This window comes from Paraburkholderia suaedae, assembly GCF_040812055.1.
Classification (GTDB): Bacteria; Pseudomonadota; Gammaproteobacteria; order Burkholderiales; family Burkholderiaceae; genus Paraburkholderia.
Genome location: NZ_JBFOAH010000042.1, coordinates 1 through 14,812, shown reverse-complemented (window position 1 = coordinate 14,812; position 14,812 = coordinate 1). Strand labels below are relative to the sequence as shown.

The following is a 14,812-nucleotide window of genomic DNA, read 5'->3' as shown; positions in this document are numbered from 1 at the left end:
GAACCGGGTGTTTTACACGATCGCGCCTTGGTGGAATACGCACCAGAGACACCTGGACTGCTGTAAAACGCCTGCGGTTCGCACGCGCGCGGAGGTACGTGCGATTGCCATCTCGCTCATGCGGGACTGATGACCACGCAACATGCGCCCGAACGCCGAATGATCGGGGAGACTTCCTTGAGTTCCAGCATGCACGTTTCCGGCTTCACGCTGCCGTCTTTGAGCGCGCGGGTATGGCCAAGCGTCCGATGGTGGCTTTCAGCGGACGTCGAAGCAGGCGATGTTGCCTCCGCGATCCGTCGCTTGCATATTGCAGCCTCCGTCATGAACGGATCATCAGCACGCCAGCCCTGTCGGACGACTATGGCACGTGGCGCTCGCGCTCCCGGCTCCGAGCAGGCCATTTCCGTCACCATAATGAAGTCGTTGAATTACTGCGCGAACCGCTTCCGCTCTGCTGCGTGATTCGACCGAGCGCCGCGAGATATTCCGCACTTTTGCTGGGCGATCCCTGCATCACGCCTCCCCACAAGATATCGCTACTTTTTCAGTTCGTTCTTCTATGCGGACCATCGATCCGCAATTGCAAGGACACGATAGCACCCGAGCTTGGTGACTGTCAACGCTTGACGATGCTGATCGGGCTCGGACCGCGTGTGACGACTCCGATCCCTCCTGTTTCAACACCCAGCGATCGAAACGGAATCAGTGGGAGCCGTACCTAACCTGCGCCCCACAGATGCTCCGCGAGTCGCGACAGCATGGCGTCGCAGCGATTCATCTGATCGACACTGACGAACTCGTCGGGTTTGTGGCCCTGGTCCATGCTGCCCGGACCGCACACGACGGTCGGAATGCCCGCCTGCGTGAACAGGCCACCTTCGGTGCCAAACGCCACGGTGCCGAACTCGCTCGACCCGCTGAGAAGCGCGAGGAGACGGGCCGCGTCGCTGTCGGGCGACGTCGCGAGGCCCGGGTACGCGTTCAGCGGCTGCAAGCGGATATCGGTATCGGCCTGCACCTTGCGCATTCCCGGCAGCAGTTCGCTCTCCGCGTAAGTTCGCAGCCGCTCTGCGACCGTGTTCGCATCGAAGCCCGGCACCGAGCGCACTTCGAAATCGAACTCGCATTCGGCGGGCACGATGTTCAGCGCGCGTCCGCCGTTGATGACGCCGGTTTGCACCGTCGAGAACGGCGGATCGAAACGTCCGTCGTGATGTTCCGGCTGCGCGAGCTCGTCGCCGATCGCTTCGAGCCGGTTGATCAGCCGCGCCGCGTACTGAATTGCGTTGACGCCATATGGGGCGTAAGCCGAATGGCACGCTGCGCCCTTCACGTGGCAGCGCATCGCGAGCTTGCCTTTGTGGCCCAGCACCGGCTTCAGTTCGGTCGGCTCGCCAATCAGGCACAGCCGCGGCTTGTGCGCGCGCTTCTCCAGTTCGGCGAGCATCGAACGCACGCCAAGGCAGCCCACTTCCTCGTCATAGGAAAAAGCGAGGTGCAGGGGCAGTTGCAGCTTGCGCTTGAGAAACACCGGCACCGTGGCGAGCACGGACGCGAGATAGCCCTTCATATCCGCTGTGCCGCGTCCATAGAGACGCCCTTCCTTTTCCGTGAGACGGAAGGGGTCGACCGTCCACGCCTGACCGTCGACGGGCACCACATCCGTATGACCGGACAGCACGATGCCGCCCTTGTCGCGCGGTCCGATCGTCGCGAACAGGTTTGCCTTGGTGCGCTCGGCGTTAAGGAACAGCTCGCTCTCCACGCCCAGAGCCGCGAGGTATTGCCGCACGAACGCGATCAGTTCGAGGTTCGGATTGCGGCTGACGGTTGCAAAGCCAACCAGCCGCTCAAGCAGCTCGCGACTCGACAGATCATTCATCGCCGGGCACGCCATAGCTCGGCGCGGCCGTCGGATTCAGCGCGCGCGCGACGTAGTCCTGCATCTGCGGACGGTACGCCTGCCATAGCGCGTCGAGCCGACCAATCGGATCTTCGTCGGCCCAGTCGACGCGCAGATCGACCACAGGCCAGCTTGCCGTATCGACGATCTTCAGCGCCGCCGAATGCACCGGCCCCGCTTCGCCGCCCGATTTCACGGCGGCGTGCATCGCCGCGAGCAGCCGGTCTGCAAGCGCGCCGTCGGACGCTTCAAACGTCTCGGTCATCGTGTCGATCACCTCCTTGCTGCCGAGCAGATTCCCAGCCGCGACGCACTGATTGCCCCCGACCGCGTTGTGCACACCGAGCGCCTGACTGCCGGTGAACATCGCAGTGCGGCCCTGATGGTCCACCACCGTCACCTGCCGGTAGTCACGCCATTGATGCGCGCGCAACACGCGCTCGAGCGCCGCATCGGCCGCGAGTCCTTCGCGTTCGATCAGATCCAGGACCTCGGGACCGAGCGCGGGCAGCGTTACGTTCTGAGTCGCCACCGCGCCGACGCCCGCGCGCACCCACGGACAGCGCGCGCCCACCGAAATGCTCGACGAACAGATGGCGATGCCGAGCTGGCCGGTCTGATGACAACGTCCGACGATCGAGAATGTCATCGATTCGCTCCTTAAGGTTGCGTCGGCGTCCAGTCGGACGGGATCACTGCGATCACATCGATCTCCATCAGCCAATGCGGCTGGCCGAGCGCGCTCACGCACAGGCCCGTGGAAATCGGATACACGCCCTTCAGCCACTTGCCGGTTTCCTGGTACACCGGCTCGCGATAGCGCGGATCGATGATATACGTCGTCGTCTTGACGATGTGCGACAGGTCGCTGCCTGCTTCCTCGAGTAGCTGCTTCACGTTCTTCATCGCCTGTTCGGCCTGGGCGCGCGGATCGCCGAGGCCCATCAGATTGCCGTCGAAGTCCGTCCCGACCTGGCCCCGCACGTAGACCGTGTTGCCGGCGCGAACCGCCTGGCACAGGTCGTTATCGAGCGACTGGTTCGGGTAAGTGTCTTTTGTGTTGAACATGCGGATGCGGGTATGCGTCGGCATCAGATAACTCCCACTTCGTTGATGTTTTGCGCGTCTCCGGAAGCCGGCGCTTCCGCCTTCATTGCCTTTGCATTGTCAAGGCTGCGCTGTGACGCATCGCGATACGCGAGATACTTGCGCTGCGTGACGATGTGATCAGCAATGTTCTTCGCATCGTGCCAGACGCCCCAGATGAAAGATGATCCGCGGCGCGACAGCCACGGCAGGCCGAGAAAATACACGCCCGGCTCCTTCGATACGCCGCGCTGATGTTTCGGCTTGCCTGTCTCGTCGAACGCATCGACGTGTAGCCAGCTATAGTCGACCGCATAGCCGGTCGCCCAGATGATTGTCTTGACGCCAGCCTGGGCCAGATCGAGTTCGCGCAGCGGATTCGTCACGCACTCGGGGTCCGGCGGAATGTAGCGCGCCTCGGGGTCTTCCGGCAGGTCAATGCCGTTGCGCTCCACGTATGCATCCGCGGCGTCGAGTAGCGAAAACAGATTTTCGTCGCCGCGCTTCAGATTCTCGACGAGGTCCTGTTCGAAGGTCACAACGTCATCCTTGAACGACCTGGTCAAGCCGACGAGCGTCATGCCCTCGTGCGCGAGACGGCGGAAATCGATGCTCTGCCCGCCATAGGCGCCGCTCACTGCGATCGTCACGTGCTCGCGTCCCGGCCCGGCGACCTCCTTATCCCACTCCCCGAGTACGCCGAGCCACCAGCAGAAGTCGCGATTGCGATATGCGCGCGGTGGACGGTCGTGCGCGCCAACCGACAGATACACCGTGCGGCCTGCGCGGCGCAGCTCATCGGCGATCTGCGTGCCCGACGAACCTGCGCCTATCACCAGCACGGCGCCTTGGGGCAACTGCTCCGGGTTGCGATAGTCGGCCGAATGAATTTGCGTAAAACGTTGGTCTCGCGGCGCGATCGGTGGAATCACCGGCCGCTGAAATGGTCCCGTCGCAACGACCACGCGATTCGCTTCGAACACGCCATCGGTTGTCTCAACGATGAACCCCGGACGGCCGCGCTGTCGCGTGACACTCGTCACTTGCACCCCAGTTCGGATCGGTGCGTTGAACCTGTTCGCGTAGGCCACGAAGTAATCCGCAACCTGTTCCTTGGGGGCGAACGCATCCGGATCGAGTTCCTCGAATTCCATGCCGGGAAAGCGATCGTGCCAGGCTGGCCCATTGGCGACCAGCGAATCCCAACGGCCCGTGCGCCAACGCTCGGCGATGCGGTCACGCTCAAGCACGAGATGCGGCACGCCGAGCTTGCTCAAGTGCTCGCTCATGGCAATGCCCGCCTGACCTGCGCCCACAACCAGAGTGTCGATCGACGTTGTTTCAGCCGTCATGGCTGTCTCCTTCTCAATAGCAGTCTGTTTCGTTTCTGTCTTCGTGACCTATTGCGTCATGGACGCGCGTCATCCGTCGCGACGCTCCAACTGATACCGGCGCGTCTGGACTCGCATGGTTACGCCCGGTCAAACTCTACGCTTCGCCGCAGATAGGGAAAAATACATTTAAAACATGCCATGCATTGCTTTTCTCTATGCAGGCTTTTTTGAGCGGGCGACAATCCACCCGGAACAGACCATGGGGAGCGCGATGGAATTTAATCCCGTACATTATTCGTTACGGCAGCTTCGATACTTTGTGGTAACGGCCGAGACCCTTTCTTTCACGGCGGCAGCCAAGCGGCTGCATATCTCACAGCCGTCCATTTCCACAGCACTGGCCGATCTCGAAACGTCGTTCGGTGTCCAGCTGTTCATCCGCCACCACGCGAGCGGCCTGTCACTGACCCAATCAGGGCGCGATCTTCTCGGTCACGCACGCAATCTGCTGAAGAGTGCGGAAGAGCTGCAACTGACCGCCAGAGAGATGGACGGCGGCATGACCGGCGCAATCTCGCTGGGATGCCTCCTCTCGCTTGCGCCGCCGTTGATGCCAGGCATCATCAGCCGCTTTGTCCACGACCACTCTGCAATAACGTTCCGGACGACAGAGGCTCATCAGGATGGCCTGCTCAGTGGATTGCGCGACGGCTCTCTCGATATTGCATTGACCTATAACCTGGACATCACCGACGACATCACGTTTACCCCACTGCTGTCTCTGCCACCGTACGTGATCCTTCCCAAAACCCACCGACTGGCGCGGGCTCGCAAGGTCTCGCTGGCAGACCTGATTCCCGAGCCGTACGTGATGCTCGACCTGCCCCACAGCCGGGAATACTTCTCCGCGCTGTTTGACGCTGTAGGCACGCGCCCGGCGGCTTCGTTCCGCTCGTCGCAGCCGGAGGTCGTCCGAGGAATGGTGGCCAACGGACTCGGCTACAGCATTCTCAACTTTCCGCTCAGGTCGAGTCGGACGGTCGATGGTGAAGATTTCGTCATGAAGCGCTTCAAGGAGGACGTCAACGCGACGATCCTGGGCATCGCGCTGCCGAGCACCATGAAGCCGCGCGAGATAGTAAAGCACTTTGCGACATTCTGTGAAACATACATCCGCCGGCTGCACGTCGGCTAGCTGCCCGAAAGTTGGCCATAAGCAAAAGCTATTCAATGCATCAAAAAACAATACTTTGACTGGTAATTTGGATTGGTAAATTGGTGTTCATCGATTCACACATTTACATGGAGGCCCGCATGGCAGCCCTTCCCGATTCGACAGACAACGGTTTCGAAATCGTTCGCGCCCTCCGTGATAACTGCGAACGTCCCTTCGAAGACGCTCATGCGATGCCGCCTCGGGTCTATACGTCGGCGGCATTCCTGGCCCTCGAACAACGTGACGTGTTCCGCAACGAATGGCTTTGCGTAGGACGGGCAAGCACGCTCGCGAAAGAGGGAGACTATCTCACCGCTGCCATCGACGATCAGCCGATTGTCGTTCTGCGCGACACGAGCGGCGAGTTGCGCGCCTTCTCTAACGTGTGTCTACATCGCATGTCAGTGCTGCTCGAAGGCCGGGGCAACGTGCGCCGCATCGTTTGCCGTATCACGCGTGGAATTATTCCCTCGACGGATCGCTCTCCAACGCTCCGATGATGGAGCGCCAGGCAGGGTTCTGCAAGGAGCAATACAAACTGCCTTCGGTGCGATGCGAGACATGGCAGGGATGGATCTATGTGACGCTCAACCAGCACGCTCCGTCGATTGAAAAGCATCTGTCGGAACTGACGAAGCTGATCGAGCCGTACGGCATGACCCACTACCTCGAGACGTTCCACGAAGAACACGTTTGGGACAGCAACTGGAAGATTCTCGCTGAGAACTTCATGGAGAGCTACCACCTGCCCATGCTGCATCGTGCAACGGTAGGGCCCCATTCGAAACTTGAAGAAATGGAGTGCCCGCCCGGCCTACCGGCGTTCAACTACCACTGGATCACGAAAGAGGCGTCGCTGCCGATCGGGAATGCTCACCCGGACAACACGCGCCTTGAAGGCCAATGGCGGCGCACTACCGCCCTGCTCGCGATCTACCCGACTCACCTCATCACACTTACACCCGGCTACTTCTGGTACCTGATTCTCCAGCCGCGCGGTGTCGGCCAGGTGCATATCCGCTTTGGAGGCGGCCTTGCTCCGGAATTCGTCAACGACCCGAAAGCCGATGAATACATGACGACGCTCAAGTCGCTGCTCGACACGGTCAACGCAGAAGACCGGCGTGGGGTGGAGTCGGTGTTTCGGGGCGTGCATGCACCGCTCGCGAAGCCTGGGCACCTGAGCCATCTCGAACGGCCCAACTACGACTTTGCGCGCTATCTCGCGAGCCGCCTCGGCGCAGCGTAACAACCTCGCCGGTCGCTACTCAATCTTCTGCTGGACTTTCTATGTCAATCCAACCGTTTATCTCGTTTGAGGACGTCAGCAAGTCGTATGACGGCATTCACAGCGTCGTAGAAGGACTCGAACTCGACGTTGCTCGCGGCGAATTCGTGTCGCTTCTCGGACCGTCGGGTTCAGGCAAGACCACGACACTGATGATGCTCGCCGGCTTCGAATCGCTGACGCGCGGCGAAATCCGCCTTGCAGGCAAGCGGCTGGATGACAAGCCGCCCCACCAGCGGGACATTGGCATGGTGTTCCAGAACTATGCGCTTTTCCCGCACATGACGATCGCGGAGAACGTGGCGTTCCCGTTGTCTGTGCGCAGGGTCAGCCGCAGCGATCAGAAGGCGCGCGTAATGCGAGCGCTGGAGATGGTGGAGCTTGCGCATCTGGCGGGCCGTCGGCCGGCGCAACTGTCGGGTGGCCAGCAGCAGCGCGTCGCTCTTGCGCGGGCGCTGGTGTTCGAGCCCAGCGTCGTGCTGATGGACGAACCGCTCGGTGCTCTCGACAAGCGACTACGGGAGACCATGCAGTACGAAATCATGCGTCTGCATCGGGAACTGTCGCTGACGATCGTCTATGTAACGCATGATCAGAACGAGGCACTGACGATGTCAGACCGCGTTGCCGTGTTCTCCGATGGTCGCATCCAGCAGGCTGCCTCGCCAACCGAACTGTATGAAAACGCCGCGAATGCGTTCGTTGCGAATTTTGTCGGCGAAAACAACGGCCTCACTGGCCGGGTCATGCCGGACAGCGGGGAATGGGCCGCGATGCAACTCGCCGATGGCAGCACGGTATTCGGTCGCGCTGGCACCGGGTTGGCCGCCGGCGGCACCGCAATGCTGGCTTTGCGCCCGGAGCGCGCTCACGTAGCGGCGACGCCGGACGCAGTGCGGGAAGCAGAACGTCAAAACATGAACATTGTGCGGGGACTCGTGCAGCAACTCGTCTACTGCGGCGACCACCATCGCGTACATCTGAAACTCGGTTACGGAGAGACCGTGGTCGTAAAGGTGCCAAACAGCCAGCATCACGATCTCCCATCACTTGGCGGGCAGACCGCCGTGGCGTGGCGACGTGACGACTGCAAGGTATTACCAGCGAATGCGGCTGCACTTTCTCCTGCCGCTATGGCTGACGTAATCGATTGTTCGACCACTTCCGCTTCATCGACCGCATCGCCACTCATCGCAGGAGTCAACTAGAAATGAAGACCCCCATTTCCCTAATCAGAACCACCGTCGCGGCATGCGCGCTCGGCGTATTCGGTGCGGCTAGTGCATACGCTAGCGACACGATCTCTGTTGTCACTTTCGGCGGGGCCTACGAAACCGCCGCAAAGAAGGCGTGGTTCGAGCCATTCACCGCAAAAACTGGCAACAGTTCTCGACCGAGTCGTATGACGGTGGCCTCGCAAAGCTCCAGGCGATGGAACAGGCGAAGAACCCGACTTGGGATCTGATGGACCTCGAATCGAACGACGCCATTACTGCGTGCGACGAGGGTCTGCTCGAAAAACTCGACAAGAAAACGCTCGGCAATACCAGCGATTTCCTGCCGAACTCCATCAACGACTGCGCTGTTGCGTCGATGGTGTGGTCCACGGTCTACGCGTACGACACGACCGCGCTGAAGATTGCGCCGACCACCATCAACGACTTCTTCGACCTGAAGAAATTCCCTGGCAAGCGCGGCATGCGTAAGTCGCCGAAGGGTGCGATGGAATGGGCGCTGATCGCCGATGGCGTGGCGCCGCAGGATGTCTATAAGGTACTCGCCACGCCGGCTGGCGTCGATCGCGCCTTCAAGAAACTCGACACGATCAAGTCGAGCATCGTCTGGTGGGAAGCCGGTGCGCAGGCACCCCAACTGCTCGCCGACGGCGCAGTCGTGATGGTCCAGGCCTACAACGGCCGGATCGACGACGCTATTCAGAAGGACAAGAAACCATTCAAGATCGTCTGGGACGCACAAATTTACGACTTCGAATGGTGGGGCGTTCCAAAGGGCGCCAAGCACGCCGATGCTGCCAATAAGTTCATTGTCGCTACTTCGTCGCCGCAGGCCTACGCCGACCTGTCGAAATACATCGCATATGCGCCTCCGCGCAAGAACTCGATTCCCCTTATCGATAAGGCGCGTCTGAACGGCCTGCCTACTGCACCGGACAACTTCAAGCGCCCACTGCAGATCAACGCCTCCTTCTGGGCTGACAATGCGGATGCGATAGCCAAGCGCTTCCAGAACTGGCTGACGCAGTAACGACCGGTCCGCATCGGGACCACTCGGGCCGACGCGGTTCCGTCGGCCCGATCAGACCAGGAGAGATTCATAACGATGAACACGCCGCTGCCATCCACCGTTCCGTTCGGCCGCAGCTCGCAAGCCGCGGACCGCCAGTCGTTTCGTGTCGCCCGTCGAAAGGCGGCGGCACATGCCCTGCTGTTGGCCCTACCCCTTCTCGTCTTTCTTCTGGTGACATTTGTCGCACCGATCGCGAGCCTGCTTGGCCGCAGCGTCCAGAATCCGGAACTGCAGACCGGTATGCCGCAGCTGAGCGCAGCGCTGTCAACGTGGGACGGTATCGGCGTCCCCGGTGAGTCTGCTTTCGCCGCGCTCGCACATGACGTGAAGGATGCGGGCGAGAACGGTCAACTCGGCAACATCGCGAGGCGTATGAACTTCTACAAGTCGGAGTATCGGAGCCTGCTCTTCAAGACCGCCCGCGCCACGCGTTCCGGATCCCCTGCGCAATGGAAGCCTGCGCTAATCGATATTGATTCGCGCTGGAATGAGCCCGAAACCTGGCGCCTGCTGAAGCGGGCGTCCGTGTCGCCGACCCCCGACTATCTGTTGAACGCCGTTGACGCGCATATTGCATCAGATGGTTCCGTCAAGCAGGTTGCCGACGATAGCGCCGTGTACCGCGCCGCATTCGGCCGCACCTGACGATCAGCGCAACTGTCACCCTGCTCTGTCTGCTGTTTGGTTATCCAGTCGCCTATCTGCTCGCAACCCTGCCCGAGAAGCAGAGCAACCGGTTGATGCTGTTTGTGATCGTGCCCTTCTGGACGTCGCTTCTCGTTCGTACCACTGCCTGGTACGTACTGCTGCAGCCGAGCGGCATCATCAATAGCGCGTTTATGAAATTCGGGCTCGTTAGCCACCCCCTACCGCTGATCTTCAATCGGACCGGAGTTCTGATCGGCATGACACACATCCTGCTGCCGTACATGATCCTCGCGATCTACTCGGTCATGAAAAACGTATCGCCGTCGTATATGCGAGCAGCCAAGTCTCTCGGCGCACATCCCGCGGTCGCGTTCGTGCGGGTTTATATCCCGCAAACGCTTCCAGGTGTTGGTGCAGGGTGTTTCCTCGTATTCGTCCTGGCACTCGGTTATTACATCACGCCATCCCTGCTGGGTGGCGCTGGAGATGAAATGATCAGCCAGATCATTGCATCGCAAACCAATAACCAATTGAACTGGGGGCTAGCGGGCGCGCTCTCGTGCTATCTCGTCCTGTTCACCGCAGTTTTCTATTTCATCTTCAACCGACTTGTTGGCATCGACCGTCTGCGTTTCGGCTGAAGCGGCGCGCCGCTTCAGACTACCCGTAGGCTCACTGTACACCGAACATTAACAGGCGGACTTAAATGAAAGACAGACGAACCTGGCTTATTTCGGAGCGCATCGCTAGCGCGGGGCTGAACGTACACTGCGCAGTGATCTTCTTCTTCCTCGTCGCGCCGATCCTTGCGGTCATACCGCTGTCCTTCAACTCTGGATCCTTCTTTTCCTACCCGATGCAGGGCTTTTCCCTGCACTGGTATGAGGTGGCGCTAGGGTCGCCAGACTGGCAGCGCGCCTTTGCGAACAGCATCGGCATTGGCGCTGCATCAACAACAATTGCGACCGTGCTCGGCACACTGGCAGCGCTTGGCCTGAGCCGGTCTCATTTCCCGTTCCGCCCTGTCGTCATGCCCATTATCGTGTCGCCGATGATTGTACCGATCGTGGTCGTGGCCGCAGGGTTCTATCTGGTGTACTCACCGCTCGGGCTCGTCAATTCCTATCTCGGCGTTGTGCTTTCTCATGCCGCGCTCGGCACCCCTTTTGTCGTGATCACTGTGACGGCATCCATGCTCTCCTTCGATCAGAGCCTGCTACGCGCCGCTTCCGGACTCGGCGCCGCACCGTGGGTCACATTCCGACGCGTCACACTTCCGTTGATTACGCCCGCCGTTGCAACCGGCAGCGTCTTCGCTTTTGCTACTTCTTTCGACGAAGTCATCGTGATCCTCTTCATTGGTGGGCCAGACCAGCGCACAGTCCCCCGACAGATGTGGAGTGGCATACGCGACTCAATCGATCCGTCCATCCTCGCGGTGGCCACGCTTCTCATGGTGTTTGCCATTGCCCTGTTCGCATGCATGAACTGGCTGCGCAAACGCGCCGCAGCGGCAAGCAGAGCCTTCGCCTGACTCGTCCCTCCCCGTCCGCTGGTTCCAGCGTGGCCCGCTAGCAATCTGACGGCGAGCCACGATCTCCCTTTCCTCAGAATCGACAAGTACTTCCATAACGGCCAGAGCACACCGACTGGCCTGGGACATTGCGTCACTGTTCAGCACGGGCACGTCGCCCGTGCCGTGTTTTTCGAGTTAGCTACCGATAGCACCTTTTCCGCATCGGTATCGCGACGTGCTTCGGTCATCGGCTTCTCCCGGATCGGAATCCCGCGACGACTTCCATAGGGCGACTCTCGAATAGCCGAACATGAGTTTCGAACGGTTTTCTGACTTATCTTCGCTTGCCCATCTGCATAGTCAAAGCCTTTGAGATACATAAAAAAATAATGTGCCCGCTAATAATTCGATGCGGTAGATTTGCGGTGTCGCTGTCGGCCGCAGGTCGAAAAGAATGACAAGCGGCATACGAAAAGTCACTCAACGCTCTATTTTCTACGATTCACTCGCTGCAGGGTCAACCGGCCACTTAGTGCAGCACAGGAGCCTGATCATGTCCAACGTCGCCACGTCCACATCCATGATGTCATCGCAAACTGACCGCCAGTTACTCGACCTGCTCTCCACGCTCGCCTCAAGCTGCAATCGTACCAACCATGCCATGCCCGGTGCGTTCTACACTTCGGAGAGCTTCGCGGATCTGGAGCGCGAGCGCGTATTCCGTAATGGCTGGGCCTGCGTCGGACACGTAGGCGAGATTCCCAACAATGGAGACTACTTCACCACGGATCTGATCGGTGAGCCACTTCTCGTGCAGCGCACGTCACAGGGCGAGGTCCGGGTATTCGCAAACGTGTGTCGGCACCGTGGCAACCTCGTCGCTACCGGTTGCGGAAATGCTCGCGTACATGTCTGCGCCTACCATGCGTGGAGCTACGACCTTGAGGGCAAGCTTAAACGCGCACCGCTGATGCAGGAAAGCAAGGAACTGGACACTGCACGCTGCGCGTTGCCAGCCATTGCCACGACCGTCTGGCAGAACTTCATCTTTGTGAATCTGGACGGCACGGCGGCACCTCTTGCGCAGTCGCTTGCGCCGCTCGAACCTCACATCCGCAACTATCACAACGAAGAGCGCGAGCTATATTACACGCGAGAAGAGACGTGGAACACCAACTGGAAATGTCTTGCCGAAAATTTTATGGAAGGCTATCACCTGAACGCGACGCATCCAAAGACCCTCCGTCCGGTCACCCCAACAGAGCTATGTGAATACGTGCCGGGCAACGGCCATTTCTCGGCGTACCGTTCTCACTACACGCACGAGTCGGCTCAGCGCGCGCCGTTCCACCCCGAACTTTCTGCGCAAGAGCGTCGGTACAGCTTTCTTTACAGCGTCTTCCCGAATCTGGTCGTTACGTATATGCCGCACCAGACTATTTATCTTCTGCTGAGACCAGTTTCGACTGGCAGCGTGGCGATCCGCTGGGGCATCGCTGGTCACGAAAAGAATCCGAGCCACGAGAACCTGCAGCAATACGTCGCATTCGCCGATGCGTTCAACGCTGAGGACAAAGTGAAACTGGAGACGCTGCACACGGGCCTCAAGACCAGCTTCTACAGACCTGGCCCGCTCGCATCGGAACACCACGAGGGAACGCTGCGCGACTTTTACAGCTACATGGCCCGTCGTATTTGCATCTGAGTATGAACATGCGCACTGCTACTCTCAATGTCGTGGTCGACAAGCTGACCGTCGAAGCAACTGACACGCTGAGCGTCGAACTGCGTCCGGTTGGCCGCGAAAATCTGCCTGCTTTCGACGCTGGGGCGCACATCAGCCTTAAGCTGCCCAATGGGATCGTGCGCAGCTACTCTCTGGTCAACCCAGCGAACGACGCTCAGCGCTACGTACTGGGCGTACTGCGCGCCCGCGAAAGTCAGGGCGGCTCCCTATTCATTCATGAGCAACTGCGCGTGGGAGACCACCTCACCATCTCGGCGCCGCGCAACAACTTTCCGCTGGACGAGTCAGGCGAGCGGTTCGTGCTGATTGCTGGCGGCATCGGTGTCACGGCCATCTACAGCATGGCGCAGCGGCTCGTTTCCCTCGGCAAGCAGGTCGAAATGCTGTACTGCTGCCGTTCTCGCGAACACGCCGCATGGCTGGCTCCGATTCAGGCACTTGGCATCACGCTCTGGCTGCACTTTGACGCTGACGAGAGCGGGCCGCCTGATCTCGACGCATTCATTGATGGCCGTGGCGCCGAGACGCGCTACTACTGTTGTGGCCCGTCACCCATGTTGAGCGCATTTGAACAGGCATGCTCCAGGCACGGCTACCCCCACGCTCATATCGAGCGATTTGGCGCCGCTCCGGTCAGCATCGGTGCCGTAGCGACGCCGGGTTACGAGGTTGAACTAGCCCGGAGCGGGAAAACCGTTCGGGTCGAGCGCGGCGGACGTCTCCTCGATGCACTCATTGCCGCGGGCGTTGACGTTCCGTTCAGCTGCGAACACGGAATTTGCGGCAGCTGTGAGATGACGGTCCTTGAAGGCGAAATCGACCATCGGGACAGTGTATTGAGCGAGTCGGAGCGGAAAACCGGCAAGTCTCTGATGGTTTGCGTCTCGGGTTGCAAACGGGGACGTCTGGTTCTCGATTGCTAACGATCGGGCTTCCTGTCTTCGCCTTTCCGTCAGCCAGAAGTGTCGCTCACAACCGACGGTGGGAGTGCTCGCCAACTGGTTGAGGCGTCGTTTTTCGGGATCCGCGGGAAGGTAGATCGACATAGGTCTGGCCGGGGCAAGCACATCAGACTAATTCTTTTCCTAAATGTCCGATAAGGATTTCATACAAAGCGCCCTCAAAAACATTGAGCCGTTTAACTTTCTCGAACAACTGTGAGGCCACTCATGAAGTCACGCGCGGCAGTCGCCTTTGCTCCCGGCAAACCACTGTAAATTGTTGAAATCGACGTTGCCCCGCCGAAGAAAGGCGAGGTGCTGATTCAGGTCACCCATACAGGCGTTTGCCACACCGATGCCTTCACCCTGTCAGGGGATGATCCCGAAGGTCTGTTTCCCTGCGTGCTCGGGCATGAAGGGGCTGGCATCGTTGTCGAAGTAGGCGAAGGCGTCACTTCCGTTGCGCCCGGCGATCACGTTATCCCACTCTACACGGCCGAGTGCGGCGAGTGCCTGTTCTGCAAGTCCGGCAAGACCAATCTCTGTGTCGCAGTTCGTGCAACACAAGGCAAGGGTCTGATGCCAGATGGCACTACCCGTTTCTCCTACAATGGTCGTCCTATCTACCACTACATGGGTTGCTCGACATTCAGCGAGTACACCGTGGTTGCAGAAGTGTCCTTGGCCAAGGTCAACCCCGTGTAGTGGTCAACTAATTTCGGACAGGTAGACAGGTTCTTTCGCTGTCGGATTCGCCTCGTAGGCGGCGGGCGACAGATAGCCCAACGTGGAGTGCAGGCGCACCGGATTGTAGAAAGCAACG

General features: G+C 59.8%; 9 protein-coding genes and 4 pseudogenes. 9 read left to right on the top strand and 4 right to left on the bottom strand.

All coding sequences use genetic code 11. From position 1 onward, the window contains the following. Positions 1 to 721 precede the first annotated feature (721 nt). The 4 genes from argE to ABQJ48_RS33930 are packed head-to-tail and all read right to left on the bottom strand — an operon-like array spanning position 722 to position 4,344. Positions 722 to 1,885, bottom strand: coding sequence for an acetylornithine deacetylase (argE, locus tag ABQJ48_RS33945; protein ID WP_367842294.1), 1,164 nt, complete (start codon positions 1,883 to 1,885; stop codon positions 722 to 724). Next, positions 1,878 to 2,555 carry a DUF1028 domain-containing protein gene (locus tag ABQJ48_RS33940; protein WP_367842293.1) on the bottom strand — a complete coding sequence of 226 codons (678 nt, stop codon included), beginning with the start codon at positions 2,553 to 2,555 and terminating at the stop codon, positions 1,878 to 1,880. Before ABQJ48_RS33940 ends, argE begins: the two co-directional genes overlap by 8 nt. Positions 2,556 to 2,566: 11 nt before the next feature. Further along, entirely contained in the window at positions 2,567 to 2,998 is a 432-nt protein-coding gene (locus ABQJ48_RS33935) for a RidA family protein (protein WP_367842292.1), read from the bottom strand. Further along, positions 2,998 to 4,344: a flavin-containing monooxygenase gene (locus tag ABQJ48_RS33930; protein ID WP_367842291.1), complete on the bottom strand. Its 1,347-nt coding sequence runs from the start codon at positions 4,342 to 4,344 to the stop codon at positions 2,998 to 3,000. Before ABQJ48_RS33930 ends, ABQJ48_RS33935 begins: the two co-directional genes overlap by 1 nt. 253 nt (positions 4,345 to 4,597) lie before the next feature. On the opposite strand from ABQJ48_RS33930, the gene ABQJ48_RS33925 reads away from it, so the two are divergent. The 9 genes and pseudogenes from ABQJ48_RS33925 to ABQJ48_RS33885 all read left to right on the top strand — a co-directional run. Further along, positions 4,598 to 5,521, top strand: coding sequence for a LysR family transcriptional regulator (locus tag ABQJ48_RS33925; protein ID WP_367842290.1), 924 nt, complete (start codon positions 4,598 to 4,600; stop codon positions 5,519 to 5,521). A gap of 119 nt (positions 5,522 to 5,640) precedes the next feature. Beyond that, a pseudogene (locus tag ABQJ48_RS33920) lies at positions 5,641 to 6,791 on the top strand (SRPBCC family protein). 41 nt (positions 6,792 to 6,832) lie between these two features. After that, positions 6,833 to 8,038 carry an ABC transporter ATP-binding protein gene (locus ABQJ48_RS33915; protein ID WP_367842289.1) on the top strand — a complete coding sequence of 402 codons (1,206 nt, stop codon included), beginning with the start codon at positions 6,833 to 6,835 and terminating at the stop codon, positions 8,036 to 8,038. A 2-nt stretch (positions 8,039 to 8,040) separates the two neighbouring features. Further along, positions 8,041 to 9,095, top strand: a pseudogene (locus ABQJ48_RS33910) (ABC transporter substrate-binding protein). 75 nt (positions 9,096 to 9,170) lie between these two features. Then, a pseudogene (locus ABQJ48_RS33905) lies at positions 9,171 to 10,426 on the top strand (ABC transporter permease). Between the two features lie 65 nt (positions 10,427 to 10,491). Beyond that, positions 10,492 to 11,319 (top strand): ABC transporter permease, encoded by an 828-nt coding sequence (locus ABQJ48_RS33900; protein ID WP_367842288.1) that lies wholly within the window; start codon positions 10,492 to 10,494, stop codon positions 11,317 to 11,319. Positions 11,320 to 11,854: 535 nt separating this feature from the next. Further along, positions 11,855 to 13,006: an aromatic ring-hydroxylating oxygenase subunit alpha gene (locus tag ABQJ48_RS33895; protein WP_367842287.1), complete on the top strand. Its 1,152-nt coding sequence runs from the start codon at positions 11,855 to 11,857 to the stop codon at positions 13,004 to 13,006. Positions 13,007 to 13,014: 8 nt separating this feature from the next. After that, the gene (locus ABQJ48_RS33890; RefSeq protein ID WP_367842286.1) at positions 13,015 to 13,971 is read left to right on the top strand and encodes a PDR/VanB family oxidoreductase; all 957 of its coding nucleotides are present in this window, start codon (positions 13,015 to 13,017) and stop codon (positions 13,969 to 13,971) included. Positions 13,972 to 14,265: 294 nt separating this feature from the next. Continuing rightward, positions 14,266 to 14,688 (top strand): annotated as a pseudogene (locus ABQJ48_RS33885) (alcohol dehydrogenase catalytic domain-containing protein); the annotation flags it as partial. Positions 14,689 to 14,812 lie beyond the last annotated feature (124 nt).

Coding starts and splice junctions, on each gene's coding strand:
- ABQJ48_RS33895 (WP_367842287.1), top strand. CDS start 11,855: ATGTCCAACGTCGCCACGTCCACATCCATGATGTCATCGCAAACTGAC.
- ABQJ48_RS33900 (WP_367842288.1), top strand. CDS start 10,492: ATGAAAGACAGACGAACCTGGCTTATTTCGGAGCGCATCGCTAGCGCG.
- ABQJ48_RS33935 (WP_367842292.1), bottom strand. CDS start 2,998: ATGCCGACGCATACCCGCATCCGCATGTTCAACACAAAAGACACTTAC.
- argE (WP_367842294.1), bottom strand. CDS start 1,885: ATGAATGATCTGTCGAGTCGCGAGCTGCTTGAGCGGCTGGTTGGCTTT.
- ABQJ48_RS33915 (WP_367842289.1), top strand. CDS start 6,833: ATGTCAATCCAACCGTTTATCTCGTTTGAGGACGTCAGCAAGTCGTAT.
- ABQJ48_RS33940 (WP_367842293.1), bottom strand. CDS start 2,555: ATGACATTCTCGATCGTCGGACGTTGTCATCAGACCGGCCAGCTCGGC.
- ABQJ48_RS33925 (WP_367842290.1), top strand. CDS start 4,598: ATGGAATTTAATCCCGTACATTATTCGTTACGGCAGCTTCGATACTTT.
- ABQJ48_RS33890 (WP_367842286.1), top strand. CDS start 13,015: ATGCGCACTGCTACTCTCAATGTCGTGGTCGACAAGCTGACCGTCGAA.
- ABQJ48_RS33930 (WP_367842291.1), bottom strand. CDS start 4,344: ATGACGGCTGAAACAACGTCGATCGACACTCTGGTTGTGGGCGCAGGT.